This is a genomic window from Methylobacterium sp. P5_C11 (assembly GCF_054049775.1).
This window is the reverse complement of sequence record NZ_JBFULS010000005.1, coordinates 1-26,761: the sequence shown is the minus strand read 5'-3', so window position 1 is coordinate 26,761 and position 26,761 is coordinate 1. Positions and strand designations below refer to the sequence as shown.

The window sequence follows — 26,761 nt, the reverse complement described above, 5'->3', positions numbered from 1 at the left end:
TTTCATTGCCGGAAGTCAGCCGAGGGCGAGCGTGCCGACACGGATGCCCTGCCGGCTGCGCATCGCAGCTTGCCGCTGGTGGAGCAGGTGCGCTGGAAAGTGGAAACTGGGGAGAGTTGCCGAATGTACGGTGATGGCCGCGAGTCGAATTTTAAGCTGGATCTCCACAAAAATCGAAATTGCATTTTGCTGTTTGAAGCAGAGTGAAAAATAAACCGTGGGCCTTATTGCCGCAGATCTTGAGCCCGTTTGCAACTGACATTCTTTCGTTTGTTGAGGATGTTACTGCCGTCCGGGAAGAGGTACCGGTTTCCCTCCTATCTACACGCGAGTTCCGCCTTCGCCGCCAGTGCTGGCATCAACCACCTGAGCACCGCCAGAACAGCTATGACCACCCCGCCTGGATCGCTCGTCACTTCCATCGAGCTAAACAATTTCACGTATTACGGAACCTGAGGCGTGCGACCGTGTAATTTCTAAAGACTTCGCCGTCTCGCCCCTGAGGGGTTACCATGCGCTCCCGTTCGCTCGCTACATTGTCGGGCTCGTTGCTGACGGCGGTGTTCTCCCTCCCAGCTGTGGCCGAGGTCCGCATTAGGATCGATCAAACCAGCCAACAGATGGCTGTCTCCGTTGATGGGCAGCCTCTCTATCACTGGCCAGTGTCAACCGGATTACCGGGACACAGAACCCCAAACGGATCATTCAGGGCCTTGCGGCTGGAAAAGGTGTACTTTTCTCGCAAGTACGACAATGCACCGATGCCTCATGCCGTCTTCTTCACGTCGGTCGGGCATGCGATCCATGGCACTCGGCACGTCAGACAGCTCGGCCGGGCGGCGTCGCACGGATGTGTTCGCTTATCCCCCTCAAATGCTGCAGCACTATTCAGCATCATCGAAACTGAGGGCTCAGGAAGCGCACGAATCACAATAGGAGGTAATGATCCATTGGTTGTCAGCCATAGAGCACGTGGCTTTAGGACGGTATCACATCGGCGGCATTATGATTATGGTGCTGTGCCCGCAGGGTTGCAGATGCAGGCGGAACCCGTTCACGGCTATTACACCCGCGTTCCGGTCGGCCCATCCTACCGACACCCAGCATATGCACCCTATGAGTTCGGTGCGGACGAGGTCAGCCTCGAATAGTGGGCGCACCCGCAGCGGCTTTTCGGCGATCCAGTTACCAAGTTTTCAGAGACGGAGCTGTTCGCCTCCGCGTTCCTGGCTACCGCAGCAGATTACGCGGTGACTGCTTTCAATCTGCCGATTCAGTAATTACGGCAACCGCTGCTTGCCCAGTTCAACAACTGAAGCAATCGTAATTTGGCCGACGCGTAGAACAGCTCACATCCGGCACTTACGGGCAGGTGCATCGTCGCTGGCGCCCTCCGCCCTCCGCGGAGAGCGACGCAATGCGCGGATGCGCGCTCAAGTAAGCTGAAGAGCTACGTGGACGGCCGAGGCCTCGCGCCTCATGTTCAGGGGTAGTCCGCACCGCTCGAACAGCTTCAGCATAGGGGCGTTGTCCGGCAGAACCTCCGCTGTCAGTTCGGCCAGCCCGCTCTTCCGGGCGAGACCAATGAGGTGCCGCATCAGCACGGCACCGATGCCCTGACCCTGATACCGGTCTACCACAGTGAACGCCATCTCGGCTTGGCCGAACTGGGTCACGATATAACGAGCGCCGCCGACGATCACGCGTTCGCCGGCCTCTTCCGCAACCGCGACCAAAGCCACATGGCTMGTGAAGTCGACGTCTAGGAAGAACTCGATCTCCTTGTCGGTGAATTGGCGCTTCGCGCCGAAGAAGCGGCGGTAGAGCGACTGCGCACTTGTATGTTCGACGGCACTCAGCAGCCTTTCCCGATCGTCCGGCCGCAGCGCGCGGATTTCCAGTGGCCGGCTGTCTCGCATACGCTCAACGGCGACGTAGTGCGAAAGATCATCCATGCGCGACCTGCAGACCTGAAACGAGAAAAATAGAACGCATCATTATTTTTGTCGACCCGCGACTACTGAATAGCGGGACACTCAATCACGTGCGGCTCTATCGCGGCGGGTTGCGCTGAGCTCATAGGCGCAGCTTATCAATCCCCTTTTTAAAGTGCACCTGCCGCGAAAGCTCAGATGCGCTGAGTATTGTCTCTTCCGATCAAGCGTATCTTTGTTAGGCTCCTACAAGAACCGCACAATACACTCACCTCGCCACGCGGGCGACGGCTGTCCGCTGCTTCAGCGGCATTAACAAGGTGTTCTGAAAAGCCATCCCCGCCAGTCGAATAAGCGTCCGCTCATCCCGGCAGGATAGCCGCCTGGGCAGAGGTGGCGAGGCCGCAGACTGGCGCTGGCGAACGTGTAGTTGGTGACGGTGTCGGCGCACTTTCGCAATGGCGGCGAACTGTGGGCCGGCGTGAGAACTCAGGGCTGCCTTCTGTTGAGGTACACGTGGGCCTGCACGCAACCTCCTTGATAACAGACGTGCGCGCCTGCTTCTGTCCACATCCAACATGGCCGCTTCGGCGGGTTGCTCAGAGCCGCCTCTTTGTCGACAGACCACTTGGCCACGTAGGCCGGAGTGCATTGCCGCGTCGGTATGGCTCCGCCTTGAGCAGCCGGCGCTACTGAGGCAACGGCAAAGAGCAACGCAGAGGCAGTCAGGGTGCACCTCATCCCGTCAAGATAGCCGCCGGTGCGCGGGTGTCGAGGCTGCGCAGCTTCGAATGCCCTTCGACCGCAAAGCGCTCCGATCGAAAATTCATGGCATCTCAGGAATAACAGTATTGCGAGCGATTGGAAACGATGTATCTTGTTGTTTCGGTGCCGAACAGGTGCTACTCGTCCCTTCTTGGTGGTCGAAACCATGCTAACGCTGGCTGTTCCGGAACGGAGCAATGGAAACCGCTACGCCGAGCGACGGTGCATTGCCGTGGCGAATGCGAACTGGTTCCGCAAGCTGGCATGGCGTGCGCTGCGCGACGGAGCGCCGAGAGGCGAGTTTCGGGCCGCCAATGCCCGAACTGCCGCCCGCATCGTCATTCGGCAGGCCAAGCGAGACGCTCTAATTAGCAGCATCGCTCGCGAAGCTCTCGCACAAGGTCTGTAGCTTCCTCCCACGGACGCTCCACCTTCGGCGCCGCTTCCTCGAGGAGGCGGGTAGTTAGAGCCTCTCATGCACCACGCGACCCGCTGACGAGCCGAAGCCTGATCGGTCAACCGGCTATGACCCTACTCAACCGAAGTTATCGGAAGCGGGAAGCAGCTGGCTAATGCCGAAAGCGATGCGGCGATGAATGCCTGTTGGTCGACATTGTCGCCGATCAGCCGTGAGTACGTAATCCTCGGCTTGCCTTGAACAGTACCGTCGCGCTTGAGCGTGAAAAGGACGATGATTTCAGATCCTGTCGCTTCGGGTGCCGCCTTGGCATGCCGCGCACTGGCGCCCAGAGCCTCACAGAGATCTTGAGGCGAATTCGCAGGATCCGCGTGCGCTGCGGATCCCACGAGGGACAACATCAACGTCGGAACAGTCAGGCGCATCAGTCCCCTCCGGGACCTTCACGGTGCCGCACGTAGCCCTGGCCGGCGAGCCAGTCCGTCACGGAGCTGCCTCCTGAAGCGGCTTGCACTCGTCGACGACGTACACGGACCGCATGCTCAGCGGCTTGTCACAAACCACCGTGTAGCCCGCATGAGGCAATACGCGTCTGTCGGTCCCTCGCCCGCCTCTATGCCGAGACCGAGCGCACCAGGACGGCACTTGATCGGGACCTATCCTGAAGGTCAGGGCATCCTACCCGAACATCGGGATGTGAAAATCATTCAGCAATCAGCGAGTAGGTCAGTGGCGCTACAGCAGGGCCGCCAGCCACTTCGGAACCAGGAACACCACGAAGGCGCCTACGAGCGCGGCGCTGAAGCTGAGCACTTCAGAGGCTGGCTAAGCGCTCGAGCGCATATCTACCCCAATCAGGGCACCAAATGTCGTGCAGATCCGCGCGTTTGTATCGATCCAGCTGCCGCAGGTTCGGCACCTCGAGAACAGCATGAGTCGCTCAGCATCCCCTGCAGATGCTGCCGATCGTCCTCTTCGTCCGCGCGTCCATCGCCTTTTGTCGCGCGTCGAGCTCCTTTTGATCCTCCCCTGATTTCGCGGACACGGGGAGTTTAGCTCGCGTTTTGCTCGGCCTGCTCGGGCGTGAGATAGCCGAGCGCCGAATGGATGCGTTGCCGATTGTAGTAGCCCTCGATGTAAGCGAACAGGTCGCGTCGCGCCTCATCTCGGGTTGCCCATCGCCGCTGATGAACGAGCTCGACCTTGAGAGTGTGGAAGAAGCTCTCCATTGGGGCATTGTCGTAGCAGCATCCTGTCCGGCTCATCGACGGCCTCGCCCCCATGCTGGCGAGCTGCTTGCGGTAGGTCTCGGCTGCGTACTGGCTGCCGCGATCCGAGTGGCAGATGAGCCCTGCGGCCGGTCGCTGCCGCTGGGCGGCCATCATCAGCGCAGCCACGCTCAGCTCGGCCCGCATGTGATCGCGCATCGACCAGCCGACGATCTTGCGCGTGGCCAGATCGAGGACGGCGGCCAGGTACAGCCAGCCCTCGCCGCTCGGCAGGTAGGTGATGTCGGCCAGCCAGACCGTGCCGGGCCGCGCGGCCGAGAAATCCTGCTTCAGGAGGTTTGGGGCAATCGGGAGATCGTGGCGGCTGTCGGTCGTGCACGGCCGGAACCGACGCCCCGCCAGGGCGCGGATGCCGTGCTGGCGCATCAGGCGCTCCACCCGCCCGCGGCTGACAGACCGGCCCTCGGCCCGCAGGACGGCATGCACGCGCGGGGCACCGTAGCGCCGATGATGGGCGGCATGGATGCGCTGGACGTCGTCCAGGAGCTGGCGGTTGGAGGCCGAGCGGGCGCTCTCGGGCCGTGACCGCCAGCCGTAGAAGCCACTGGGTGACACTCCGAGCACGCGGCACATGAGACGCACCGGCCACGTGCGTGCATGCTGCTCGATGAAGGCAAAGGTCACTTGGGCATCTCCGCGAAGATGCCGATGGCTTATGGGATGGCCCGCCCCTCACTGAACCATCGTGGCATTCTCCTGCCACGGACACGTGGAGGGATCTGGAATGGCAAAGAGCTCGATCGCCGTGCTGGGTATCGACCTCGGCAAGAACAGCTGCAGCCTTGTCGGTTTCGATGCGGCTGGAGTTGTCGTCCTGCGCCGCCGCGCGCGGCGTGAGACGGTCGTCGGACTGACGGCCAAGCTACCGGCTTGTGTGGTCGCGATGGAGGCCTGCTGCGGCGCCCATCATCTCGGCCAGTTGCTCGTAGCGCAGGGGCACACCGTCCGTCTGATGTCGCCGGAGTATGTTCGRCCCTACGTCAAAGCGCAGAAGAACGACGAYCGTGATGCCGAGGCSATCGCMGAGGCAGCCACACGCCCGACCATGCGCTTCGTGCCCCTSAAGGMRCAGGARCAGCTCGAYATGCAGAGCCTGCAYCGGGTYCGGTCGCGGCTGGTCRGMATGCGCACCATGCTCATGAACCAGCTCCGCGCGATCCTGCTGGAGCGWGGTCTCACCTTCCCGCAGGGCCGGCGCAAGTTCGAGATGGCAATCGGMGCTCTGATGCAGGACCCTGAGGCGCAGATCGGACCACGCATCCGATCCCTCATCGRAGAGGTCCGCGMCGAGTGGACGGACCTCGATCGCCGCATAGCGGCGCTCGATCRCGAGTTCGTCGAGCATGCTCGTGCCGACGAGGCGGCGCGCCGCYTGGTGTCGATCCCGGGCATCGGAACGATGACGGCCACGGCTCTGCGTGCTGCCGTCGATGACGGCAGCACCTTCACGCGTGCCCGCGATCTCGCGGCTTGGCTCGGCCTCGTACCACGCCAGCACACGACGGGCGGCAAGCCGAAGCTGCTCGGCATCAGCAAGCGGGGGAACTCCTACCTGCGCGGGCTCTTCATCCACGGGGCGAGAGCGGCGCTGCCCTCGATGGCTAAAGCTGAGGGCGCGACCGGCCAATGGCTGCGCGGTCTGCTGGCGCGGGCGCACTACAACGCCGTGGTCGTCGCGCTCGCCGCCAAGCTCGCTCGGATCGCCTGGGCAACGCTGCGGAAGGGCGTGAGCTTCGAGCGGCAGCCGGAGCCGGCTCACGCCTGAGACATCGCAAACGTCGACCCTGACCGGACTACGAGAGGCCGGCGCGGGTCCATGAGGTCTGCGGGAGGACAGTGAAGATGGCCTGACGGTCGAGCGGCGTTCCGGAAGCCTGGCAAAAAAAGCGGCTCTTCGAGGCCGACGTGCTTATGAGGCCCGGGGCGTGCGGCTCTCCATCTTGGCGGCGGCCACTGCGCCGACATGCCGGATACGTTTGTGCAGACCGGACACGGGCACCTTCACCGACCACCTTGCAGACGGGGCGGGCCATACGTTTTTTTAGCACGTCGCGCTCCATGCGCGTGCGGTCGAGCTCACGTCGCAGCCGAGCGATCTCGGCGGCCTGATCGGACGGCGATGCGACCGGGCTTGGTGGCGAGGCGCCCGTCGATCCTGCCGGCCGCGGCGGGGGTGAGGCCCCGTTCAGCATGGCGCGCCACTGCCGCAACATCGAGGGCTGGATCCCGAGCTCGGCCGCGACCTGCATCTGCGGCCGGCCGCTGCTCTCCAGCAAGGCGACCGCTTCGCGTTTGAACTCGGGTGTGAACTCTCGTCTCGTCTTCGCCATCCGACACCTTCCCCGCTCAGCATGAGCGTACCAGAGGTGTCCGTGAAACCGAGGGAGGATCAAGCACCGCTTGCCCGTGCTGCGCGGGTGCCCTGCACCGGATCGGCGAGGACGTCTCTGAGCGTCTCGACGTGGTGCCGGCTAAAGTACGGGTGCTGGTGATCCGCCGCCCGCGCTACGCTTGCCGCGCCTGCGGGGACGCGATCGTGCAGGCACCCGCGCCGGCGCGGCTGAACGAGGGCGGCCTACCCACCGACGCTCTCGTCGCGCAGGTGCTCGTCTCCAAATACGCCGACCACCTGCCGCTGTATCGACAGGCGCAGATCTTCGCCCGCCAGGGCGTCAGCCTCGACCGCTCGACGCTGGCCGACTGGGTCGGGCGCGCCGCCTTCCTGCTCCGGCCCGTGCACGAGCGGCTCTTGGAGACGCTCAAGCGCTCGGGCAAGCTGTTTGCCGACGAGACCACGGCACCGGTGCTCGATCCGGGCCGCGGCCGCACCAAGACCGGCCAGCTTTGGGCGTATGCGCGCGACGACCGGCCCTGGGGTGGGACGGATCCGCCCGGCGTCGCCTACGTGTACGCGCCCGACCGCACGGCCGGACGACCGATCGCGCATCTCTCCGGGTTTGCAGGCGTGCTGCAGGTCGACGGCTATGCGGCCTACGAGAGCTTGGCCAAGGGTGGCGCAGTGCGGCTGGCCCACTGCTGGAGCCATGTGCGTCGGCAATTCTATGACCTCGCCGCGGCCTCGCCGATTGCGACGGAGACGCTGTCGCGCATCGCCGCGCTCTACCGGATCGAGGCCGAGATCCGCGGGCGCTCGGCCGAGGAGCGACGGGCGGCCCGTCACGAGCGAAGCCGGCCGGTGATCGAGGCGCTAGAGCCGTGGCTGCGGGAGAAGCTCAGCCTCCTGAGCCGCAAGAGCAACCTGGCGGAGGCGATCCGCTACGCCCTGAGCCGCTGGGCGGGGCTCAACCTGTTCCTCGATGATGGGCGCGTGGAGATCGACTCCAACACCGTCGAGCGCGCGATCCGGCCGCTGGCTTTGAATCGGAAGAATGCCTTGTTTGCTGGTTCGGACGGCGGCGGCGAGCACTGGGCGGCGATCGCCTCGTTGGTCGAGACCTGTAAGCTCATCGGCGTCGAGCCGCAGGCCTACCTCACTGACGTCATCACCCGCATCGTCGAGGGGCATCCGCAGCGACGCCTCGACGAGCTTCTGCCCTGGGCCTACCCGAGCACACCCACGCTCCAAGCGGTCGCCTGAGAGCGCTCCGGCTCTGGCGCGTCAGTCGGGCCGTGTGAACAGGGTCCGGAACAGCGCCTCGGACTGGCGCAATCCCTCGTCGGTCAGCACCACCGACTTGGCGCGTCCGACCGGATCGGCGATGAGCCCCTTGGCATGGAGACGGCCAAGCGCAGCCCAATCAAAACCCTTCCAGGCCCGACGCCCGTCGTGGAGCGTCAGCCACAGAAGAGCGAGTACCGCCTCGTCGATGCGCTCCTCGTCGACCGCCATCTGAGCAGATTAGCACGCCGCGCTCAAACCGGGCGTGATGCCAGCCGATCGGTTACCTTCGAGCGGAGCCGTTCCATGACCATTCTGGCCGTTCCCGCCGCTGCCGGCGGCTCGTTGCGCCAGCGCCTGATCGACGACATGACCCTGCGCCGGTTCTCCCGAGCGACGCAGCGCAATTACATCCGCGACGTCGGGCGGCTGGCCGCCTTCCTGCGCCGATCGCCCGATACCGCGACCGGAGACGACCTGCGCCGCTTCCAGATCGCCCAGCAGGAGGTCGGCCTCGGCGTGCCGACCATGAACGCCAGCGTCTCCGCCCTGCGCTTCTTCTTCGTCCAGACGCTCGACCGCCCCGACCTCGCCCGCAGGCTGGTCCGCCTCAACCATCCGCGCACCCTGCCCGACGTGCTGAGCGCCGGCGAGGTCGGGCGTCTGCTCGATGCCACGGTCTGCCTGAAGCATCTTGCCGCCCTGTCCCTCGCCTACGGCGCGGGGCTGCGCGTGGCCGAAGTCGCCGCGCTTCGGATCGGCGATATCGACTCGACCCGCATGATGCTGCGGATCGAGCGCGGCAAGGGCGGGCGCGACCGCAACGCCATGCTGTCGGCCGATCTCCTGGACCTGCTGCGGCGCTGGTGGAGCGAGGGCCACCGGCAGGGTGTCCTGCAGCGCCAGGGCTGGCTGTTCCCCGGGCAGGACTGGGCACGGCCGATCAGCACGCGCCAGCTTCACCGCATCGTCGTCGAGGCGGCGCGCTCGGCCGGGATCTCCAAGCGCGTCGGTCCCCATACGCTGCGTCATTCCTTCGCCACCCATCTCCTGGAAGACGGCGTCGATATCCGCGTCATCCAGGTCCTGCTTGGACACAGCCGGCTCGACACGACCGCCCTCTACGCCAAGGTCGCAACCCGCACGGTGCGGGCCGTGACCAGCCCGCTCGACAGGCTCGCCCTGTTCCACAGACAGGGGCCCGCGCCGGGCTGAGGCGATGCCCGCCACGACGGCCGCCACCATCGAGCTGGCCGACGTCTTCCGGGTCGCCGGTCCGGCCTATCGCGCTGAGCAGGCCGGGCATCTGAGCCTGGATACGCTGAAGGTGATGGCGGCGATCGAGCGCTGCCGCACCGCCAGCCTCGGCGGCCATGTCGAGGGCTGCGACGCATGCGGCCACCTGCGCGTCGCCTACAACTCCTGTCGCAACCGGCATTGCCCCCGGTGCCAGGGCGCGGCCGCCCGCGACTGGCTCGCCGCGCGCGAGGCCGACCTCCTGCCGGTCGGCTACTTCCACGTCGTCTTCACCTTGCCGGCCGAGATCGCCGCCATCGCCTTCCACAACAAGGCCGCCGTCTACGACCTGCTGTTCCGGGCGGCGAGCACCACCATGATGCGGATCGCCGCCGACCCGAAGCACCTCGGGGCCCGCATCGGGCTGACCGCCGTGCTCCACACCTGGGGTTCGGCCATGACCCACCATCCCCATGTCCACATGATCGTCCCCGGCGGCGGCCTCTCCCCGGACGGGACCCGCTGGATCGCCGCGCGCCCCGGCTTCCTCCTGCCGGTGCGGGTGCTGGGCCTGCTGTTCCGCCGCCTGTTCCTCGAAGGGCTCGCCGCCCTCCACGCGGCCGGGGCGCTCGCCTTCTTCGGCCCCCTGGCCCCACTCTCGGATCCCAGGGCCTTCGCCCGCGCGCTCGCCCCGGTGCAGCGGAAGCGCTGGGTGGTCTACGCCAAGCCGCCGTTTGCCGGACCGAAGGCCGTGCTCGCCTATCTGGCGCGCTACACCCACCGCGTCGCCATCTCCAGCCGACGCATCCTCGCCTTCGACGGGGCCAGCGTCAGCTTCCGCGTCAAGGACTACCGGCGCGATGAGGCCGGACGGCCGCGGATCATGACCCTGTCGGCCACCGAGTTCATCCGGCGCTTCCTGCTTCACGTCCTGCCGCGCGGCTTCCACCGCATCCGGCACTACGGCCTTCTCACAGGCTCGAACCGGGTGGTCGGCCTGGACCACATCCGCGCGATCCTCGGCGTCCCGGCCGCGCCTCGCCCCACCGCCGACGCACCCGATCCGCAGGACAGCCCAGGCCCGGCCCGGCCGCCTTGCCCCTGCTGCGGCGGTCCCATGACGATCGTTGGGTCCTTCGCGGGCTGGCATCAGCCCCGTGGGCCGCCGTTCCGCTCCACGTCGCACCGGGCAGGTTCGCCATGACCCGGCATGGCCTGACGCCGCCAGCCACCCGAGGAACCGCGCCCCGGGGCATGCCTCACCCTGTGCCGAACGTCAGGATGAGCCGCGCACCCGCAGTGGCCGAACTCCGGTTCGCATCGCCAAGCGCTGGGACCGCGCCAGTCCGGGAACTCCCAGGCACGCCACCGGCGAGGTTTGCCGGCCGTCGCTCCGCCATTGGGGGTGACGCTCACCCCAAATCCCCATAGGCCAGCCTGCCATCCCGCGGGTTCGTTCATCCACGACTTTCGTACGCCTCACGGCGCCCGAAACTCTTCAGGATGCAAGCGGACATCGTCGATGAGCCTGCTCTCGACCCACAGCCGACCCTGGGGAGGTCTGCTTCAGCGCCAGAAACCTTGAAGCATGGCGCGTACACGGGATCGCTGCCGGTGTGGCATCAGAGCGCTTGTAAGCAATCTTCATACAGCGCACGGCTCAACCATGACCACGCGGCGAACCCTCACTGTATCCATCACCGCAGAGCAGGACGCGCTTGTGCGCGCCTGTCTGAACTCGGGTCGCTACGCGAGCGCAAGTGAGGTCGTGCGGGCTGCGCTTCGCCTGCTGTCACGGGAGGAGGCGAACGATATCCCAGCCCTGCGCTCAGAGGTCGTTGAGGTCGTGAAGGCAGCCCCGCGTGCCTGACCGCGATCACGCGCTCGGCAACCGAGAAGAGGGGGGCGTGTCCATTGATGCGCCGAACTGGTCCAGTCGGACATGGCAGGTCACCACGGACCTCCTCGTCGTCGCCAATGCCGCGGGCGTGTTCTTCCAGGTGAACCCGGCTTGGGAGGCCGTGCTCGGATGGTCCCAGGCGGAAACGGCCGAGATTTCGTTCTTGGATCTCATCCATCCCGATGACCTGCCCAAAACACAAGCCGCTTTCGAACGGCTGCTCGCAGGTGAGCCGGTCCTACGCTTCGAGAACCGCTATCGAACCAAAGTTGGTGACTACCGCGATCTGACGTGGGTCGCTGTGCCCGAGGGCGGTCTATTTTACTGCAGTGCCCGGGATGTCTCCGAGGAGCGAGCGCAGGCCAGGGAACTCGCTAAGCTCACCCAGGAGCGTGACCGCCTTTGGCGCAACTCGCAGGACATCCAGGTCATCATCGATGGTATCGGTGTGTTCAAAGCCATCAACCCGGCTTTCACCGCGATCCTCGGCTGGACACCTGAGGATGTGATCGGCAGGCCGGTGTTCGATTTTGTGATCCCGGACGATGAGGCGTTGACCGACCGCGCGCTTCAGCATGCGCGCGTCGAGAACCTGCCGGTCGTTGAKAACCGCTACCGCCACAAGGATGGGGGCTTCCGCTGGATCTCATGGGTCGCCGCTCCCGAGGAGGAACTGATCTACGCGAGCGGACGGCACATCACAGCCGAGAAGGAGCAGGCCGAGGCCCTCCGCAGAACCGAGGATGCCCTTCGCCAAGCTCAGAAGATGGAAGCCGTTGGGCAACTCACCGGAGGGCTGGCCCACGACTTCAACAACCTGCTGGCGGGCATCTCCGGTTCGCTGGAATTGATGCAGACCCGCATGCAGCAGGGCCGCCTCACTGACGTGGACCGCTACATGACGGCGGCCCAGGGGGCAGCGAAGCGCGCGGCGGCTCTGACGCACCGCCTGCTCGCGTTCTCGCGCCGCCAGACGCTCGATCCCAAGCCAACCAATGTGAGCCGCCTCGCGACCGGCATGCAGGAGCTAATCCAGCGCACGGTTGGCCCGAACATCCCGATTGAGGTCGTCGGCGCGTCCGGCCTCTGGCCCGCTCTGGTTGATCCTTCGCAGCTTGAGAACGCGCTCCTGAACCTCTGCATCAACGCGCGCGACGCCATGCCAGACGGCGGTCGCATCACCATCGAGACCGCCAACAAGTGGCTCGATGAGCGGGCAGCCACCAAGCAGGCCATCCCCGAGGGTCAGTACCTATCGCTGTGTGTGACCGACACGGGTGTCGGAATGTCGCCTGAGGTGATCGCGCGGGCCTTCGAGCCGTTCTTCACCACCAAACCGATCGGTGAGGGCACTGGTCTTGGCCTTTCAATGATCTACGGCTTTGCCCAGCAGTCGGGCGGGCAGGTACGCATCTACTCGGAGATCGGACAGGGCACGACGGTGTGCATCTACCTGCCGCGCCACTACGGCGAGGTCGAGGACGATGACGCCTCGATGGGGGCGTCCGACCTGCCACGCTCCGAACAGGGCGAGACGGTCCTCATTGTAGACGACGAGCCGACCGTGCGCATGCTGGTCGCCGACATCCTGGAAGACCTGGGCTACACGTCGATCGAAGCGGGCGACAGCGCTGCGGGGCTCAAGGTCCTGCAATCGGATGCGCGCATCGACCTGCTGATCACGGACGTAGGTCTGCCGGGCGGCATGAACGGGCGGCAGATGGCGGACGCCGCACGGGTCGGTCGCCCTGACCTCAAGGTGCTGTTCATCACCGGCTACGCGGAGAACGCCATTCTTGGTAACGGGCAACTCAAGCCCGGTATGGCAGTGCTGACCAAACCGTTCGCCATCGACACGATGGCAGCGCGGATCCGTTCGATGATCGAGGGCAGCAGAGAGCGAGCGCGGCACTCCTAGACCTGCGCCTGCTTTGGTTGAGAGGTGGAACGTCCGCTTTGGGGTGAAAGGCCAGGGTCCGGTTGCCACCCCGAGCCGAAGCTGCCGGACGACTGACTAACGGCCGCTTCCGAGAAGCGCTGACGGCGGTCCCGACGACTGGGTTGGGTCGGGACCCGCCGGTCCGTTCTTCGGTTGGAACGGGTGGATTTCCGCCTGCCTGCTTACAGTAAATTCTTCGCCGAAGAGGCCACCATCTCACGCATCCCCGGCCTCCTCAGTTCATTCCGTCCTCAGCATCAGATCCTCATGCGATTAACCAGGACCCTGAGACCTCCGGAGACATGCCGCCGGCTCGGATAGTAGAGGAACAGGTCGCCCTTCACGGGGCACCACTCCTCCAGGCACAGGACCAGCGTCCCGGCATCAAGGTACGGTCTGGCGCGATCCTCCCAGACGTAGGCGAGGCCGCCTCCTTTGGCGGCCACCTCGATCATCAGGGACTGATCGTCGAGGGCGATCGGGCCGTCGACCTCGACCTCTATGGCCTCGCCCCCCCGCTCGAACCGCCAGTTGAACATCTTGCCGCTGGGGAAGCGGTACCGGATTCCGGTGTGCCGAGCGAGATCGCGCGGGTGCTCCGGACGCGGGTTCTTGCTCAGGTATTCCGGCGAGCCCACCACGACGAGACGCTGCACCGGCCCGATCCGGACGGCAACCATGTCCCGGGATAGAACCTCGCCAAATCGGACACCGGCGTCAAAACCTTCCTCGACGATGTCGACCAAGCGGTCGGTTGCCACGACGTCGAGCTTCAGGCCCGGGTTCTCCTCGATCAGCGGGACCATGACGTCGCGCAGCAGGAAAGGGGCAATCGAGGTCGGCAGGTTGATCCTTACGGTGCCGAACGGCGTCTCCCGGAAGGTGTTCAGGCTCTCCTGGGCCCTCGCGATCTGCTCGAAGGCGGGTGAAAGCTCGGCGAGGAAGCGTTCGCCCGCATCGGTCAGGGCAACGGACCGGGTCGTGCGCTGGAGCAACCGAACCCCGATGCGCTCCTCAAGGCTGCGGATGGCATGGCTGACCGCTGAGGACGCGACGCCGCGCTCCGTCGCGGCCTTCCGGAAGCTGCGATGCTTGGCGACCGCTAGGAAGGTCGACATCTCACCGAGGTCGGCCGCACGCATTGTTCTGTCTCATTCATCACCGCGCGCAGAAACTAGCAGGTTATCGCAGCAGTCGCCCAGCTTTAGGTTCGAGATACCACCTCATCCCCGATCCACGGGAATGGCACCGACGACAGGAAAAGGCAGAAGGCGTTGGATGCGGCGCAGAGGACGCTCGGTTACTACTACCCGGGGCAGGACGTGACCAAGGATGTCGGCCAGCGCACGATTGCACACGGCAACGTGCTGGCGTCGCTCATCTACGACGCAGACTGAACGGCCGCAGGGGAGCCGCTCACAAAGCTCCGGGTCCTGCAAGTGCCAGCAAGGGCCCAGGATGCCCTAGGACAAGCGCCGTGAGTGGGCGCACTACAGAGAAGCTGCCGACGGCAGGTCAACGGCGCTGATGCTTCTGAGAGCTGCTCGTAGGGCAGTCGGCCGGGGAGCGCCCCTCGCCCTTTCGAAGCCGAAACGCGATTGGCCGGGCTTCGCACCCGGCCACCGTCGTGAGCTACAAACTTTTAAATTTTAAAGGTTTTAAGCCGTCCGCCTGCGCACCCGCCCACGCAGCACGGGAAACCGCGTCCAGTGCTTTGCTTCACCATGCAGCAGCGAGGCTACCCACATCTCACCGGCAACCCAGCCAATCACCACGCCGTAGAGCAGCGCCATGGGCAGCGAAAAGCCCCAGTGCTCCGTAGAAGCGACCACGCACAGAGCGGTGGCGTCGTGATGGCCTCCTGCTCCACGCGGCTGATCTGCGCGTCTGTGGGGATCGGGGCCTCGCCCTGTGCGACGCAGTCGCGCGGTTCTGCCCGTGAAGGGCTCTCGAAGGTCCCGAACGGTAGGGCCAGCGCCATCAAGATGAATGGCATGCGTGGGGTCTTCCCCGACGGCTCCCAAGCGAAACTCACCAGCGCCGGCGCCGGCATGGAGAAGACTTGGTCGAACTGCTTGATTTACTGGGCCAGGAGCAGGACCTCTCAGCTCAGTGACTTACCAGCACGCGGGAACCTCGGAAGCGCTTCGATCATCGGCCGTTTCTTCACGTCCGGCAGCCTGAACGGTCCATTAGATCAAGCAGCCGTCGGAGCATGAGCTACGGTCGATCTCACGTGACGGCGGTGTTCGCCATCGCGCGGGAGCTCCGATGCGCGCCCGCAAACCTAAAGGGCCGCCATCCAGGCGGACAAGGCAGCCCCCGGTCGCCGGTACGCCCCCGCCGATAGTCGTTCACGCCCGCGTGCCCCGCGAAAGAGGCGCTGTCGACATGCTGCGCATCGGCATCGCTGAGGCAATCGCTGCCGTCCTACCGAACCTTGGCGTTGATCTGGACGACGAGATCCGCTCAGCCAGCCAGGCTGTTGGTGAGAACGACGCTCCTTCGCGAGCGCTCCCGGAGCTTAGCAGACTGATCAGTCTCTGCGTCGCCCGAACGAACTGTCCGCATTTTGGACTGCTGGTGGGCCAGCGGGACCTCCTCGCCTCGCTCAGACTCGTGGGCGCCCTGATGCCCCAGTCGCCGACCGTTGGCGAGATCCTGACGAAGGTCGTGCGGCACCTACACAGAGAGGATGCCACCGCCGCGCCCATGCTGACCCAGCACGGCGACACTGCGCGCCTGAGTTACACCAGTGGTTCACCTGGGACTGAGTGCGCGGATCAGATCGCCGACGGTGCGGTCGCGACCGGCGTGAACGTCCTGCGTATGCTGCGCGGATCCGAGTGGTCGCCGACCGAGGTCCTGCTCCCGCATCCCCCTCCGACCGACCTGGGGCCGTTCGCCCGTTTCTTTCGCGCACCCATCCGCTTCGACGCGGGCACGGCGGGCTTGGTCTTTCCGGCAAGTTGCCTTGAGCAACAGATTGTGGCGGAGGCCGTGTTGCGCCGCCTGTTCGCAGATCGCCTCGGGCCGCCGAGCGCCGTCGCGGCGGACAGCTTTGGGGAGGAGGTCCGGCGCGTCCTCCGGGCGCGTCTTCCCAGCGATGGTTGTTCGGCCAAGGCAATTGCACCTCTGTTCTCGATGCATCGCCGGACGTTGAGCCGCCATCTCCGGCGCGAAGGTCTCTCCTTCAGCACGTTGGTCAATGAGATCCGCTTCGAGATCGCTCGCCGGCTGCTGACCCAAACCGACATGACCTTCACGCAGGTAGCGCGCGTGCTCGGGTTTGCCGAGATCAGCGTATTTACCCGGGCTTTCCGGCGGTGGTCCGGGCAGACCCCTACCGCCTGGCGTGCAGCGCATCGGCCYGGCTGAGCCAGAGGCATTACGCGAGGCAGCCGCGCAGGCGAGATCTGAGCGAGTCAGGACCGTACGTGATCCATTAGGGGTTGTTGCAAACGCGAATGCCGGGCGTTCACGGGTCGTTAGCCGCAGCCGCCCAGCTTCGCGCTCCGCTTCGGAGCCGGCCTTTGAGCCTCAACGCGCTCGCCCTCAAGCTGAAGCGAGAAGCCCGGGACGACTTCAAGGGCCGGCACTCCGAGGCCAGCCTCGTCGTCCAGGCGGTCTCTTGGTACCTGCGCGACGCCCTGAGCTACCGCGGCATCGAGGAGATGCTCCTGGAGCGCGGCCTCACAGCCGACCACTCCACCATCAACCGGTGGGTGCTGGCCTTCGCCCCCGCCATCGAGCGCCGCCTGCGCCGGTTCCGCAAACCGCATCGCGGGTCGGTGCGCGTCGATGAGCCCTGCATTCGCGTCCGCGGACGGTGGCACTACCTCTACCGCGCGAGCGGCAAGCACGGCGAGGCGGCCGGCTTCCTGCTCACGGCCAACCGCGATCTGGACGCCGTCAAGCGATTCTTCTGCAAGATGCTGCAGGATCAGCCGCGGCTCGCGCCGGATCGCATTTGCACAGATGGCGCTGGCCCGTACCCATCAGCCATAGCCGAGAGCCGCAAGGGGGGGCTGCCCCCCGCACACCTACCTACTACGTCGCCAAGCACCTGCAGCAGGGCATCGAGAGCGACCACTTTCCGGGTCAAACGCCCCACGCCGCAAGGCGGTGGCTTGCGCTCGTTCGTTCCACGTGGCGCGGCGTACGATCCAGGGCTTCGCGGCCATGCTGTGGCCGCAAAAGGGCTCTGAGTTCTCGAGCGCGTGGATGGCCTGCGAGCACAACCAGCTGCTCGCCTACTGCTTCGGACTTCCCGTCACGAACCAAAAATGAAAGCGGAGCGGCAGAGGCACTTCTGTGTCCCAACTCCGAGTTTGCGACGCGCCCGGGGCTCGCGCCCGCAGCCGCAAATTCCCGTGGCAAAGACCCTGTTGATCAAGCAGGCCGTCCGGAACAGTGATCTATCTCCAGAACGGCTGCGGTCCCGGGCCAGGTGAAGCTTGGCTCTCGTCACGCCCGCAGCGCGGCAGACCCCGTGCCATGGGCGAATGATCCCGCCTCGCCCGCGCCATGACTGGCCCGAGACCGATCACGACCAACGAGTACCTGGGGCGATACAGGGCTGAACCGAGGGAGATGACCATGCTGTGCCGTCATGTGTCCGGATTGTGCGTTCTCGCCGCGCTGACTTTCGTCCCGCTGGGCGGCGCACAGGCCGCCCCCTTGAGCTATCTCCGACCCGCGGTCGATGCGGCTGCGGTGTCCGATGGGCTGGTCATCAAGACCGTGACGGCGGTCGGGATGGCGCATCGCTCGGCCCGCAGGACCGCCCGGCGCGTCCACCGGCGCCACGGATATCATCACTACTAGCCTCGTCCGTTGGATCAGACAGCAAGTCTGACGCCACGCTGTTGTTCATCAGCAAATTTTTCGCCGATGGGAGGTCAATATGCAGAAGCGCTTGATTGCCATGGCTGCCGTCTTCGTGCTCGCCGGAGGCCCGTTGGCCTTGGCGGAGGACGTGTCCCGCACCGGCGCACTCGGTGAGACTGGAAAGCTGACCCAGACGGACTTCAAGGCCCTGACCGATGCCCGGATCGGGGTGGTGAAGGCCGCCCTCCARCTCACGCCCGACCAGCAGAAGTACTGGCCGGCCATCGAGGAGGCCATCCGCACGCGCGCCGATGCGCGCTACACCCGGCTGTCCAACCTGCAGGGACGSGCCGCTGCCCAGCGCGCCGACCCCGACCCGCTCCGSCTTATGCGCGAGCGGGCCGAGATCATGGACGAGCGCGCCAACGGGCTCAAGAAGCTCGCGGATGCCTGGCAGCCGCTCTACCAGACCCTCTCTCCAGATCAGAAGAGCCGGATGCGCGTGGTCGTCACCCGGGTCATCGGGGGATTGCGGGACGCCGCAGAGAATCGCCGCAAGGAGCTCATGGACGATGACGACGACGACGAGGGCTGAGTGAGSATTCGCCTCACCCGCCTCTAGGGCGGGTGAGGCGACGTAGACGGTGACCGARAGCAGGGGCGCGGGTCCCGCCAGGGTTGGCCGCGCTGTCCRATGTTGCCGACGCCCCGAAGCCCTGGAGGCGGGACGATGCCACGGCCGCTTGCCCTCGCCGGGTTAGCCTTCACCCTGATGATCAGCGCCTCCCGGGCCGATACGGGCAGCCCGATCCGGACCGTCTACCAGGTTCCGAAGGCCGCGCAGGCACAGGAGATATACCGGGAGATGCGCGCACGCCGCGTCCTTGAGGGCTTGCGCGAGATCGTCGGTATGGTCCGGCTGCCGCGGGCCATGACCTTGCGCCTGTCCGAGTGCGACGGCGAGAGCAACGCTTGGTACGAGCCCAAGACCCGCTCGGTCACGGTCTGCTACGAATACATCCAGGATGTGCGCGATCGAGCACGCAGGGCCCCGTCCCTCGGCAGCCTGTCGCTTCACGATGCCGTTTCCGGCCCAGTCGCGCAGGTCTTCCTGCACGAGACCGGGCATGCCCTGTTCGACCTGCTGGACGTACCTGTGCTCGGCCGCGAGGAAGACGCCGCCGACCAGTTCGCCGCGCTCGTCCTGCTCCGCCTGAAGCCGGCCCAGGCCCGACAGATCATCGCGGGCAGCTCCATCCTGTTCATCAGCTACGGCGCGGAGGACAAGCAGGAGAAAGCCACCTACGCCGATGATCACGGGCTGTTTTACCAGCGCCTCTACAACCTGCTTTGCCTCGCATACGGCTCGGACCGGCGCGCCTTCGGCTACCTTGTGGAGCGCGGCGACCTGCCCAAGGAGCGGGCAGAGAACTGCAGGGGTGAGTATGGCCTGGCGGTGCATGCCATGGACAGGCTGTTTCGAAATCATCTCCAGGGCGGCAAGATGGGGCGCGAACGGATAAGGCGGGGCTTTCGCTGGCTCTACTGAGCGCAGACGCGCAGCACAGGCCAGACTTCCTCCGGCACCGCTTCTCGCCACGGCCCGGTGTCTCCGTTGGCCGGTTGGATGAGGCCGCCGGGGACAGAGGCTGCATTGGGTCACGCCAGGGTGGCCACACCCGTAGGACGCTGGCGCGACCGCTCAGTAGGGCACACAGCCGCCGTAATTCGCGTCGTAGTAGCTGTAGGCGCCACACCCGCCGCCGTAGTAGCGGTGCGCCCCATAGGCGGCAGCGCCGACACCGGCCGCCGCGAGGCCATAACCGCGGTAGCCATAGCGCCCATACCCACCTCTGTACCCGTAGCGGCCATACCCGCCACGATAGCCCGCCACGCCGCCCCGGAGGCCGCCGCGATAGCCGCCCGCCACGCGCCCTCCGTGGAACCCGCCCCCTCGGAAGCCGCCGCCCCGCATCCCGGCTCCATGGAATYCGCCCCCGCCCCGGAAGCCGCCGCCCCCGCCGCGAAATCCGCGCGCGTCCGCCGTGACGCTGGTCAGGATCAGGGCGCCGATGCCCGTTGCCGCGATAAGGATCTTGTTCATGGGGCTGTCTCCTCGCTCGGGATGTGCTGCGGCGGCCCGCGCCCAATCTGCGTGATCGGGGTGGACCCAGGGCCCGCGCAGCATCAACCCTTTGCTGTTGGGCACACTAACACCGGGCCGGACGCCCCGCTTGATCCGACGGGCCACACACGGCCCGCGATGTGGCGCTTCGTGACCGCAGACGAATGGGATCAGTTGCTCGCTTGTGCGACCTCAACCATGACATCCCCCAGGTAAAGTTTGATCCGGCCTATGCTGGCCGCACTTGGTCCTTTGATGCTGAAGCCGATCAGCTCTTCGCGTGCATGAACCCTGCGGATCAGAGTTTCTGCCTTCGCGGCCAACTCGCGTTCGGTCGGCGCGCGCAGGATGCTGTGTCGGGGGTTTAAATCCCTCCCTCGCTACCAACAATTAGGGCGTTCCTTGTTTTGGGACAGCCATTTAGGTTTCCATGCCCTGGACCTCGTGTCCGGGGCTTTTCCGTTCTCGGGCGGACTTCGGGCGGACTCTTCTGCACGCTTAGCCGGTGACTCGTCCGGATTCGAGTGATCGGGCGGACCGCCGGCAGCCTGCCCGGCCCCTCGTGTCCCGTCCGAGGCCATGCGGGACCTCGGAACTCATGCTACTTGAACCGATCGCCTGAAGGGCCGGCGCCCTTCTCGTCTTCGAGCATAAGGGCCTTTCGCACCCTGGGATCGATGCGACCTGGCCTGCGCAGCAGGTGGTTCAACTTGTACTTGAAAAGCCATCTCGGCGTGATGCGCGGACCGCCCAGCGCGCGGATCTTCGCGCACCAGTTACGCCCGCCCCCTACCGTATAGAGAACTCAGACCCGGAGCACATGGATCAGGACGTTGTCCGGCAGGTCGGGCGTCGCCACGGTGTCAAGGTAGATCTGGTTGACCGCCCGCGCTGCGGCATCGGCGCGGTCGACGGTGCCCTGCATCTTCGGCGTCGGGATGAACATGCCCGCGTTGTCGTCGATGCGGTGATTGCAGGCCTCGACGGCAGCCACCGCGATCCTGCTTGCCCACTTGGCGATTCTGGTGAATCTACTAATACCGACCGGTGGCAATGGGGACTTCAGGATTTTCTCAGCGGGGGACTGAGGGGTTGGGCCGTCCTCCGACGCATCAATCCGCGTCCGTGCCCGACCCGTCTCGAAGCGTCTTTGCTGCCCCTTCACCGCGGAAAAGAAGCGTACGCAAGCGCTCCCGCCCCAACACCCGGCCGAGTTCGCGGAAGGCGACATAGGGGATCAGCGCTACAGCCATGATCAGAACTACTGACGCAAATCCGCGAACGCCCCCGCCGCCGATCGTCGGCACACTCCCGGCCAACGTCTTTCCATGCCAGAGCCCGAGAGCCACTTCCTCTAGAGCGTAGGCGCACACCAAGAGCGCGGCAAATACGCACGATCGAGCTAGGATTGGATACGCCAGCGGTTGCCCCCGAAAAATAGGGAGGACATCAAGGCTCTCGCCCACGAGCATGATCTTGGCCAAGATCCAGGCATTGATAAAAGCCAGTCCGTAAAACCCGTACCCGATGCCGTGGCGCGACAGGACGATGTGCTCGTGAAGGATAAGCAGCCCAAAGACCACCCAGAGATAGCCGAAGATGCCGAGGATCCTCTTGGCCTCTGTGAGTATCCAATGCACGACCTGCCGTTTCCGGCCGCCAACATGATCCGCAGCCTCCGACGGTGCAACGGCCGGGGCGGGTGAAGACGAAGGCTGCGGATTGATGGACGATGTCAATAGCTATGCCCCATCCGTCGATCGTGCCGATCCATCCTCCGTTCCTGCCGGTTCACCTGCCGGTCCATCCGTCGCTCCTGCCGACCCATCCTTCTCTCGTGCCGACGCTCCATCCCGAGGGTCTGCGTTTTGAGAACCAACCCATCCGCCGCGCCAGACACTTCGACCGCGGGTCCAGTATTGCTGAAGGGAGAAGCCTTCGCTCCAACGCCCAGTCCGAGCGCGAGCGCAGCAGCGATAAAGGCCCTTGTCAATTTCAGATACGGCATAGCTCTCTCCCTCATCTCCTCAACGGCATCAGAAATGCCGCCATCATCCCATTCTCGCGGTTTCTCAGTGCGGCGCTTGATCGAAAGAGCCACGGCTTCCGGACGAACGAGGCTGTCGCAAAGCTTTTGTATTCCGGGCGTGTCGCAACGCGATCACGCCCTCTTTCACAGGGCTTTAGGCATACCTGCTCAGCTTGCCGCTTAGTCATCGGAGCCCGGCCCATGATCCTGAATGGCTTATGCGACCTGCGCAGTGCAGAACGTGGCCATCAGACCAGGAGCAGCGGGGTAAGTTTTAGTATCCACGTCGAAGCGGGCCGGTGCGCTCTGGGGCTGCGGTAGCGACGCACAAACGTCGCGCTCCCACCCTTCGCTTCCGCAACCGCAGCTGCCACCGGCAAGGATGCCAGCAGGGTCCGTCGGGACGCAGCTCGCGGCAGAGAGGTCGCTGCGCCCGGTCGAGCGCTGGTCGCCGGAACAGGCGTTTCCATTGCGGCACCACAGTCAATCAGTCGTAAAGTGCGGTGAACGATGGGCGATGATTGGAGCTGTGCCGGCCGCAAAACGTAAAAGCCTAAGCTGCGCCCGGGTATTTTGCGCTATAACTTGACTTCGGGAATAAGTTGGCTCGTTCTTGCGCGCGTCTCACGTAGGAGCGCCACATGAATGACAACATAGAAAGCCCGCAATATGATCACACGGAATTGACCGCCGATATCGTCGCCGCCTACGTATCGAACAATAGCGTTCCGATTACGGAACTTCCGGCCTTGATTTCCGGCGTCTACACGGCACTGTCCAGCCTCGGCCAAGTCGGCGCATCCGAAGCACCGTCGGCCGAGAAGCTCACGCCCGTGCAGATCCGGAAGTCGATCGCGCCGGACGCGCTGATCAGCTTCATCGACGGTAAGCCATACAAGACCCTGAAGCGGCACTTGGGCAGGAACGGCATGACGATCGAGGAGTACTGGGCGCGCTACGGCCTCCCCCAGGACTACCCTTCGACGGCCGCGAGCTACTCGGCTCAGCGCTCTGCGTTGGCTAAAAGCGCCGGTCTTGGCCAGCAGCGCCGGAAGGCCGCTCCGAAGGCGGCTGCCGTCGCTGAGACCATCGCTGAAGCCCCGAAGACCCGCGGCCGGAAGAAGGCTGCTGAACCCGCTGCGAAGCGGGAAGGCCCGCAAGCCGAGAAAGGTGAGGCCAGCAGCTGCCGAGTGAGCTGACCTTCGTAGGATTGCTACAGATGATAGGGGCCGGCCACAAAGGCCAGCCCTTGTCCGAGTTCGAGACGGATCAGGCGCAGACGGCGAGCGCGGCGGCGCTCGGCGGTGTTTTCGGTCGCGGCATTACCACAGCCGGACAGGGCGGCGGATCATCGTCATCGTCCCGCCGGCCGAGACGGACGTACCAACGCAGGTTCGAGATGTCGCCGGCCGCTGGGAGATGCTCGATGTAGGCTGGATGAACATCTGGGTCTTCTGCCGGTCCGATGGTGCCGGCAGCGCGACGACGCGGAACACGCGGGGACTGACCCGCTCGGTGAGGGCCTTGATCGTGCCGCCCTTGCTGGCGGCATCGCGTCCTTCGCACACAACGATGATGCGGGTGCCGGTCCGCTCGACCCCATCCTGCAAATGGCAGAGCTGCACTCAAAGTTTGTGCATCTCCCGCTCGTACCCCTTCCGCTTGAACTTCTTAGCGGCCCCGGCGTCGAGTGAACCCTCGTCGGGCTTGGCGGTCAGGATAAGCTGCTCGGCATCGTGCATCGTCGTGCTCCGGGTGTGCCGGCGCTCCATCCTGACAGTTCCCGCGCGCGCCGCTCGATCGGATAGGACGGCCCCTCGGGTGAACTGCGTCCTGTCCTCGGCTCACTTGGGCAGATCTAGGCCGGCGCAGCCAGAATCAGATTCAAATCTCTGTCGGGCAGTCGGAGAAAATGATGCCGTGAGCCGACGCCGGCTCACTGACTGTGCGACAGAATGATCGCGTCGTCGGTGACGATGCGTTTATTGGATAGAGCTGCTTCCAGAAATGTGGTTAGTCGGACGTTTCGTTTTCAAGCGAGACTTGTTGTACGTTAGGGAGATCAAACCTGCAGAAACCCCACCCTGATATCGGGGACCGCTGAGTTTTCAGCCGTCGGGCGTGGTATCGTCGGCCTTCCGCAGTGGAGGACACCTCCATGATCCGATTTGCTGTCGCTCTCGTGTTACTAGCCACCCCGGCGCTTGCAGCCCCCGCGCGTAGGCAGCCGACTCCCTCCACGGTGCAGCAGGGCAGCGATCCGGCTAATCCCGCCAGCACGGACGGGATGGCTGAAGCAGCTGAGAAGGAACGGGCTCGGGGCACGATGCAAAAGGAGCTCGACGCGCGACAAAAGGCGATGGACGCGCGGACGAAGAGGACGATCGACAGCATCTGCAGGGGCTGCTGAGCGACTCATGCTGTTCTCGAGGTGCCGAACCTGCGGCACCTGGATCGATACAAACGCGCGGATCTGCACGACATTTGGTACCCTGATTGGGCTAAATATGCGCTCGAGCGCTGAGCCAGCCTCTGAAGTGCTCAGCTTCAGCGCCGCGCTCTTAGGCGCCTTCGTAGAATTCCTGGTTCTGAAGTGGCTGGCGGCCCTGCTGTAGCGCCGCAGACCTATTCGCTGATCACTGAATGCTTTTCACACTCCGATGTTCGGGTAGGATGCCCTGACCTTTCAGGATAGGTCCCGATCAAGTGCCGTCCTGGCGCGCTCGGTCTCGGTGTAGCGCCCTCGGTTTGTGAGACACTGGGAAGGAGCCTACGCGGCGAGAGCCGCGGGTGAAAGTCGCTCCTTGCGCACAGTGGCGGGCGACCGGAAGCCGAGCCGCTGGATAAGCCAATTGGTGTTGTAGGTCTCCCGGAAGGCCAGGAGCGCGTGGCGCAAGGCTTCCAGGGTGTCGAAGCTCTGCACCCAGAGCAGGTTCTCCTTCAGCGTGCGGATGAAGCGCTCAGCGCAGCCGTTGCCTTCCGGCGCTCGCACGAAAGCGGGCGAGCTCGCCACCCCCAAGAAGGCGAGCTCAGTCTGGAAATTGTGCGCCATGTAGCAACCGCCGTGATCGTGCCGGACGCTCAGCCCGCGCGCCACGTCCATGGCGACGGCCCCGAAGTGACGGCGCACCCCCTGGCGCAGCGGCTCCAGCGCCTCGAAGCGAGTGCCGCGCCGGGCGGCATGCCGGCTTGCGGAACCAGTTCGCATTGGCCACGGCAATGCACCGTCGCTCGGCGTAGCGGTTTCCATTGCTCTGTTACGGAACAGCCAGCGTTAGCATGGTTTCGACCGCCAAGAAGGGACGAGTAGCACCTGTTCGGCACGGAAACAACAAAATACATCGTTTCCGATTGCTCGCAATACTGTTCTTCCTGGGATGCCATGAATTTTCGACCGGAGCGCTTTGCGGTCGGAGGCCATTCAAAGCTGCGCAGCCTCGACACCCGCGCACCGGCGGCTATCTTGACGGGATGAGGTGCACCCTGACTGCCTCTGCGTTGCTCTTTGCCGTTGGCTCAGTAGCGGCGGCGGATCAAAGCGGAGCCATACCGACGCGGGAATGCACTCCGGCCTACGTGGCCAAGTGGTCTCTCGACAAAGAGACGGCTCTGAGCAACCCGCCGAAGCGGCCGTGTTGGATGTGGACAGAAGCAGGTGCCTACGTCTGTTATCAAGCAGGTTGCGTACAGGCCCACGTGTACCTCAACAGCAGGCAGCCCTGAGTTGTCACGCCGGCTCACAGTTCGCCGCCATTGCGAAGGTGCGCCGACACCGTCACCAACTGCACGTTCGCCAGCGCCAGTCTGCGGCCTCGTCGCCTCTGCCCTGGCGGCTATCCTGCCGGAATGAGCGGACGCTTATTCGACTGCCGAGTATGGCGCTTCAGAACAACTTGTTAATGCCGCTGAAGCAGCGGACAGCCGTCGCGCGCCCGGCGAGGCGAGTGTGTTGTGTGGTCCTTATAGGATCCTAACAAAGATGCCGCTTGATCGGAAGAGACAATGCTTAGCGCGTATAAGCTTTTGTGTCAGGCGCATCTGAAAGACTAGCTTGATAAGCTGCGCCTATGAGCTCAGCGCAACTCGGCGCGATAGAGCTGCACGTGATTGAGCGCCTCAAATTTCATTAGCTGTGGGTAGACGAAATCAACGACGCGTTCTATTTATTTCGTTTTAGTTCGGCAGACCACGCATGGATGATCTTTCGCACTACGCGGCGGTCGAACGTATGCCTGACGGCTGGCCATTGGAAATTCGCGCGCTCCGGCCGGATGATCGGGAAAGGCTGCTGAGTGCCGTCGAACATACAAGTGCTCAGTCGCTCTACCGCCGCTTCTTCGGCGCGAAGCGCCAATTCACCGACAAGGAGATCGCGTTCTTCCTAGGGCCTGTCGTCGCCTGAACGGACTGGCGGGGCTTGCGTTTTCSTCTCTCCAAGGCAGGAGGGATGATGCTGAGCGACGCGCAATGGTCTGAGCTGGAGCCGCTGGTCGAGGCGTGCCGTCCGAAGGCCAAGACGCCACCGCAGGACCTGCAACGCACACTCTCGGCCATTCTCTGGCGGCATCAGAACGGGGCGAAATGGCGGGCCATTCCGGAGGATCTTGGTCCTTGGTGGCGGGCCGCACAGATCTTCATCCGCTGGTCCCGTGCTGGCGTCTGGGAACGGCTCCTCGG

22 protein-coding genes and 5 pseudogenes are annotated in these 26,761 nt (G+C 64.7%); 16 read left to right on the top strand and 11 right to left on the bottom strand.

The window, feature by feature from the left end; translation table 11 throughout:
- Positions 1-512: 512 nt before the first annotated feature.
- Positions 513-1,151, top strand: a complete 639-nt coding sequence (locus tag ACXJKQ_RS04625; RefSeq protein ID WP_457104596.1) for a L,D-transpeptidase — start codon at positions 513-515, stop codon at positions 1,149-1,151.
- A gap of 282 nt (positions 1,152-1,433) precedes the next feature.
- On the opposite strand, the gene ACXJKQ_RS04620 is transcribed toward ACXJKQ_RS04625, so the two are convergent.
- From ACXJKQ_RS04620 to ACXJKQ_RS04610, 3 genes and pseudogenes are all read right to left on the bottom strand, one after another.
- Complete coding sequence (locus ACXJKQ_RS04620; RefSeq protein WP_457104595.1) at positions 1,434-1,955, bottom strand: N-acetyltransferase family protein; 522 nt, start codon at positions 1,953-1,955, stop codon at positions 1,434-1,436.
- 1,275 nt (positions 1,956-3,230) lie between these two features.
- The gene (locus ACXJKQ_RS04615; RefSeq protein WP_210028610.1) at positions 3,231-3,542 is read right to left on the bottom strand and encodes a hypothetical protein; all 312 of its coding nucleotides are present in this window, start codon (positions 3,540-3,542) and stop codon (positions 3,231-3,233) included.
- A 627-nt stretch (positions 3,543-4,169) separates the two neighbouring features.
- A pseudogene (locus ACXJKQ_RS04610) lies at positions 4,170-5,060 on the bottom strand (IS3 family transposase); the annotation flags it as partial.
- A 91-nt stretch (positions 5,061-5,151) separates the two neighbouring features.
- Between ACXJKQ_RS04610 and ACXJKQ_RS04605 the strand changes: the two are divergent.
- On the top strand, positions 5,152-6,171 hold the full coding sequence (locus tag ACXJKQ_RS04605) for an IS110 family RNA-guided transposase (protein WP_457104701.1): 1,020 nt from the start codon (positions 5,152-5,154) through the stop codon (positions 6,169-6,171).
- 271 nt (positions 6,172-6,442) lie between these two features.
- On the opposite strand, the pseudogene ACXJKQ_RS04600 reads toward ACXJKQ_RS04605, so the two are convergent.
- A pseudogene (locus ACXJKQ_RS04600) lies at positions 6,443-6,736 on the bottom strand (transposase); the annotation flags it as partial.
- 11 nt (positions 6,737-6,747) lie between these two features.
- Here ACXJKQ_RS04600 and tnpC point away from each other — a divergent pair.
- Positions 6,748-8,004: pseudogene (gene tnpC, locus ACXJKQ_RS04595) on the top strand (IS66 family transposase); the annotation flags it as partial.
- Positions 8,005-8,025: 21 nt separating this feature from the next.
- Here the strand turns inward: tnpC and ACXJKQ_RS04590 are convergent.
- Entirely contained in the window at positions 8,026-8,256 is a 231-nt protein-coding gene (locus ACXJKQ_RS04590) for a DUF6429 family protein (RefSeq protein WP_457104594.1), read from the bottom strand.
- Positions 8,257-8,331: 75 nt separating this feature from the next.
- On the opposite strand from ACXJKQ_RS04590, the gene ACXJKQ_RS04585 reads away from it, so the two are divergent.
- From ACXJKQ_RS04585 to ACXJKQ_RS04570, 4 genes are all read left to right on the top strand, one after another.
- Entirely contained in the window at positions 8,332-9,240 is a 909-nt protein-coding gene (locus ACXJKQ_RS04585) for a tyrosine-type recombinase/integrase (RefSeq protein ID WP_457104593.1), read from the top strand.
- 4 nt (positions 9,241-9,244) lie between these two features.
- Positions 9,245-10,465 carry an IS91 family transposase gene (locus ACXJKQ_RS04580; protein WP_457104592.1) on the top strand — a complete coding sequence of 407 codons (1,221 nt, stop codon included), beginning with the start codon at positions 9,245-9,247 and terminating at the stop codon, positions 10,463-10,465.
- 384 nt (positions 10,466-10,849) lie between these two features.
- Entirely contained in the window at positions 10,850-11,131 is a 282-nt protein-coding gene (locus tag ACXJKQ_RS04575) for a type II toxin-antitoxin system ParD family antitoxin (RefSeq protein WP_457104591.1), read from the top strand.
- Positions 11,124-13,079 carry a PAS domain S-box protein gene (locus ACXJKQ_RS04570; protein WP_457104590.1) on the top strand — a complete coding sequence of 652 codons (1,956 nt, stop codon included), beginning with the start codon at positions 11,124-11,126 and terminating at the stop codon, positions 13,077-13,079. The genes ACXJKQ_RS04575 and ACXJKQ_RS04570 overlap by 8 nt, the downstream gene beginning before the upstream one ends.
- Positions 13,080-13,357: 278 nt before the next feature.
- Here ACXJKQ_RS04570 and ACXJKQ_RS04565 read toward each other — a convergent pair whose 3' ends face one another.
- A complete protein-coding gene (locus tag ACXJKQ_RS04565) occupies positions 13,358-14,242 on the bottom strand; it encodes a LysR substrate-binding domain-containing protein (RefSeq protein WP_457104589.1) in 885 nt (294 codons plus the stop codon).
- A 132-nt stretch (positions 14,243-14,374) separates the two neighbouring features.
- Here ACXJKQ_RS04565 and ACXJKQ_RS04560 point away from each other — a divergent pair, with 132 nt between their 5' ends.
- The 6 genes from ACXJKQ_RS04560 to ACXJKQ_RS04535 all read left to right on the top strand — a co-directional run bounded on the left by ACXJKQ_RS04560 (position 14,375) and on the right by ACXJKQ_RS04535 (position 19,479).
- The gene (locus ACXJKQ_RS04560; RefSeq protein WP_457104588.1) at positions 14,375-14,497 is read left to right on the top strand and encodes a hypothetical protein; all 123 of its coding nucleotides are present in this window, start codon (positions 14,375-14,377) and stop codon (positions 14,495-14,497) included.
- 994 nt (positions 14,498-15,491) lie between these two features.
- Positions 15,492-16,478 (top strand): AraC family transcriptional regulator ligand-binding domain-containing protein, encoded by a 987-nt coding sequence (locus tag ACXJKQ_RS04555; RefSeq protein ID WP_457104587.1) that lies wholly within the window; start codon positions 15,492-15,494, stop codon positions 16,476-16,478.
- A 155-nt stretch (positions 16,479-16,633) separates the two neighbouring features.
- On the top strand, positions 16,634-17,308 hold the full coding sequence (locus tag ACXJKQ_RS04550) for an IS6 family transposase (protein ID WP_457104586.1): 675 nt from the start codon (positions 16,634-16,636) through the stop codon (positions 17,306-17,308).
- A 391-nt stretch (positions 17,309-17,699) separates the two neighbouring features.
- Positions 17,700-17,927 carry a hypothetical protein gene (locus tag ACXJKQ_RS04545; protein ID WP_210028601.1) on the top strand — a complete coding sequence of 76 codons (228 nt, stop codon included), beginning with the start codon at positions 17,700-17,702 and terminating at the stop codon, positions 17,925-17,927.
- A 79-nt stretch (positions 17,928-18,006) separates the two neighbouring features.
- Complete coding sequence (locus ACXJKQ_RS04540) at positions 18,007-18,525, top strand: Spy/CpxP family protein refolding chaperone (protein ID WP_210028603.1); 519 nt, start codon at positions 18,007-18,009, stop codon at positions 18,523-18,525.
- A 135-nt stretch (positions 18,526-18,660) separates the two neighbouring features.
- A complete protein-coding gene (locus tag ACXJKQ_RS04535; protein WP_457104585.1) occupies positions 18,661-19,479 on the top strand; it encodes a DUF4344 domain-containing metallopeptidase in 819 nt (272 codons plus the stop codon).
- A gap of 153 nt (positions 19,480-19,632) precedes the next feature.
- Here the strand turns inward: ACXJKQ_RS04535 and ACXJKQ_RS04530 are convergent, their stop codons facing one another.
- From ACXJKQ_RS04530 to ACXJKQ_RS04520, 3 genes are all read right to left on the bottom strand, one after another.
- Entirely contained in the window at positions 19,633-20,034 is a 402-nt protein-coding gene (locus tag ACXJKQ_RS04530) for a hypothetical protein (RefSeq protein WP_457104584.1), read from the bottom strand.
- A gap of 826 nt (positions 20,035-20,860) precedes the next feature.
- Positions 20,861-21,049, bottom strand: a complete 189-nt coding sequence (locus tag ACXJKQ_RS04525) for a hypothetical protein (RefSeq protein ID WP_457104583.1) — start codon at positions 21,047-21,049, stop codon at positions 20,861-20,863.
- A 118-nt stretch (positions 21,050-21,167) separates the two neighbouring features.
- A complete protein-coding gene (locus ACXJKQ_RS04520) occupies positions 21,168-21,695 on the bottom strand; it encodes a hypothetical protein (protein ID WP_457104582.1) in 528 nt (175 codons plus the stop codon).
- 1,030 nt (positions 21,696-22,725) lie between these two features.
- Here ACXJKQ_RS04520 and ACXJKQ_RS04515 point away from each other — a divergent pair.
- Complete coding sequence (locus tag ACXJKQ_RS04515; RefSeq protein ID WP_457104581.1) at positions 22,726-23,283, top strand: MucR family transcriptional regulator; 558 nt, start codon at positions 22,726-22,728, stop codon at positions 23,281-23,283.
- 169 nt (positions 23,284-23,452) lie between these two features.
- On the opposite strand, the pseudogene ACXJKQ_RS04510 reads toward ACXJKQ_RS04515, so the two are convergent.
- Both ACXJKQ_RS04510 and ACXJKQ_RS04505 read right to left on the bottom strand, forming a co-directional pair.
- Positions 23,453-23,826, bottom strand: a pseudogene (locus ACXJKQ_RS04510) (polyphosphate kinase 2); the annotation flags it as partial.
- Between the two features lie 1,028 nt (positions 23,827-24,854).
- A pseudogene (locus ACXJKQ_RS04505) lies at positions 24,855-25,268 on the bottom strand (integrase core domain-containing protein); the annotation flags it as partial.
- Positions 25,269-26,276: 1,008 nt separating this feature from the next.
- Here ACXJKQ_RS04505 and ACXJKQ_RS04500 point away from each other — a divergent pair.
- Together ACXJKQ_RS04500 and ACXJKQ_RS04495 are read left to right on the top strand one after the other, a co-directional pair.
- Complete coding sequence (locus tag ACXJKQ_RS04500; RefSeq protein ID WP_457104580.1) at positions 26,277-26,486, top strand: hypothetical protein; 210 nt, start codon at positions 26,277-26,279, stop codon at positions 26,484-26,486.
- 48 nt (positions 26,487-26,534) lie between these two features.
- On the top strand, positions 26,535-26,761 hold a 227-nt coding region (locus tag ACXJKQ_RS04495; RefSeq protein WP_457104579.1), incomplete at its 3' end, for a transposase.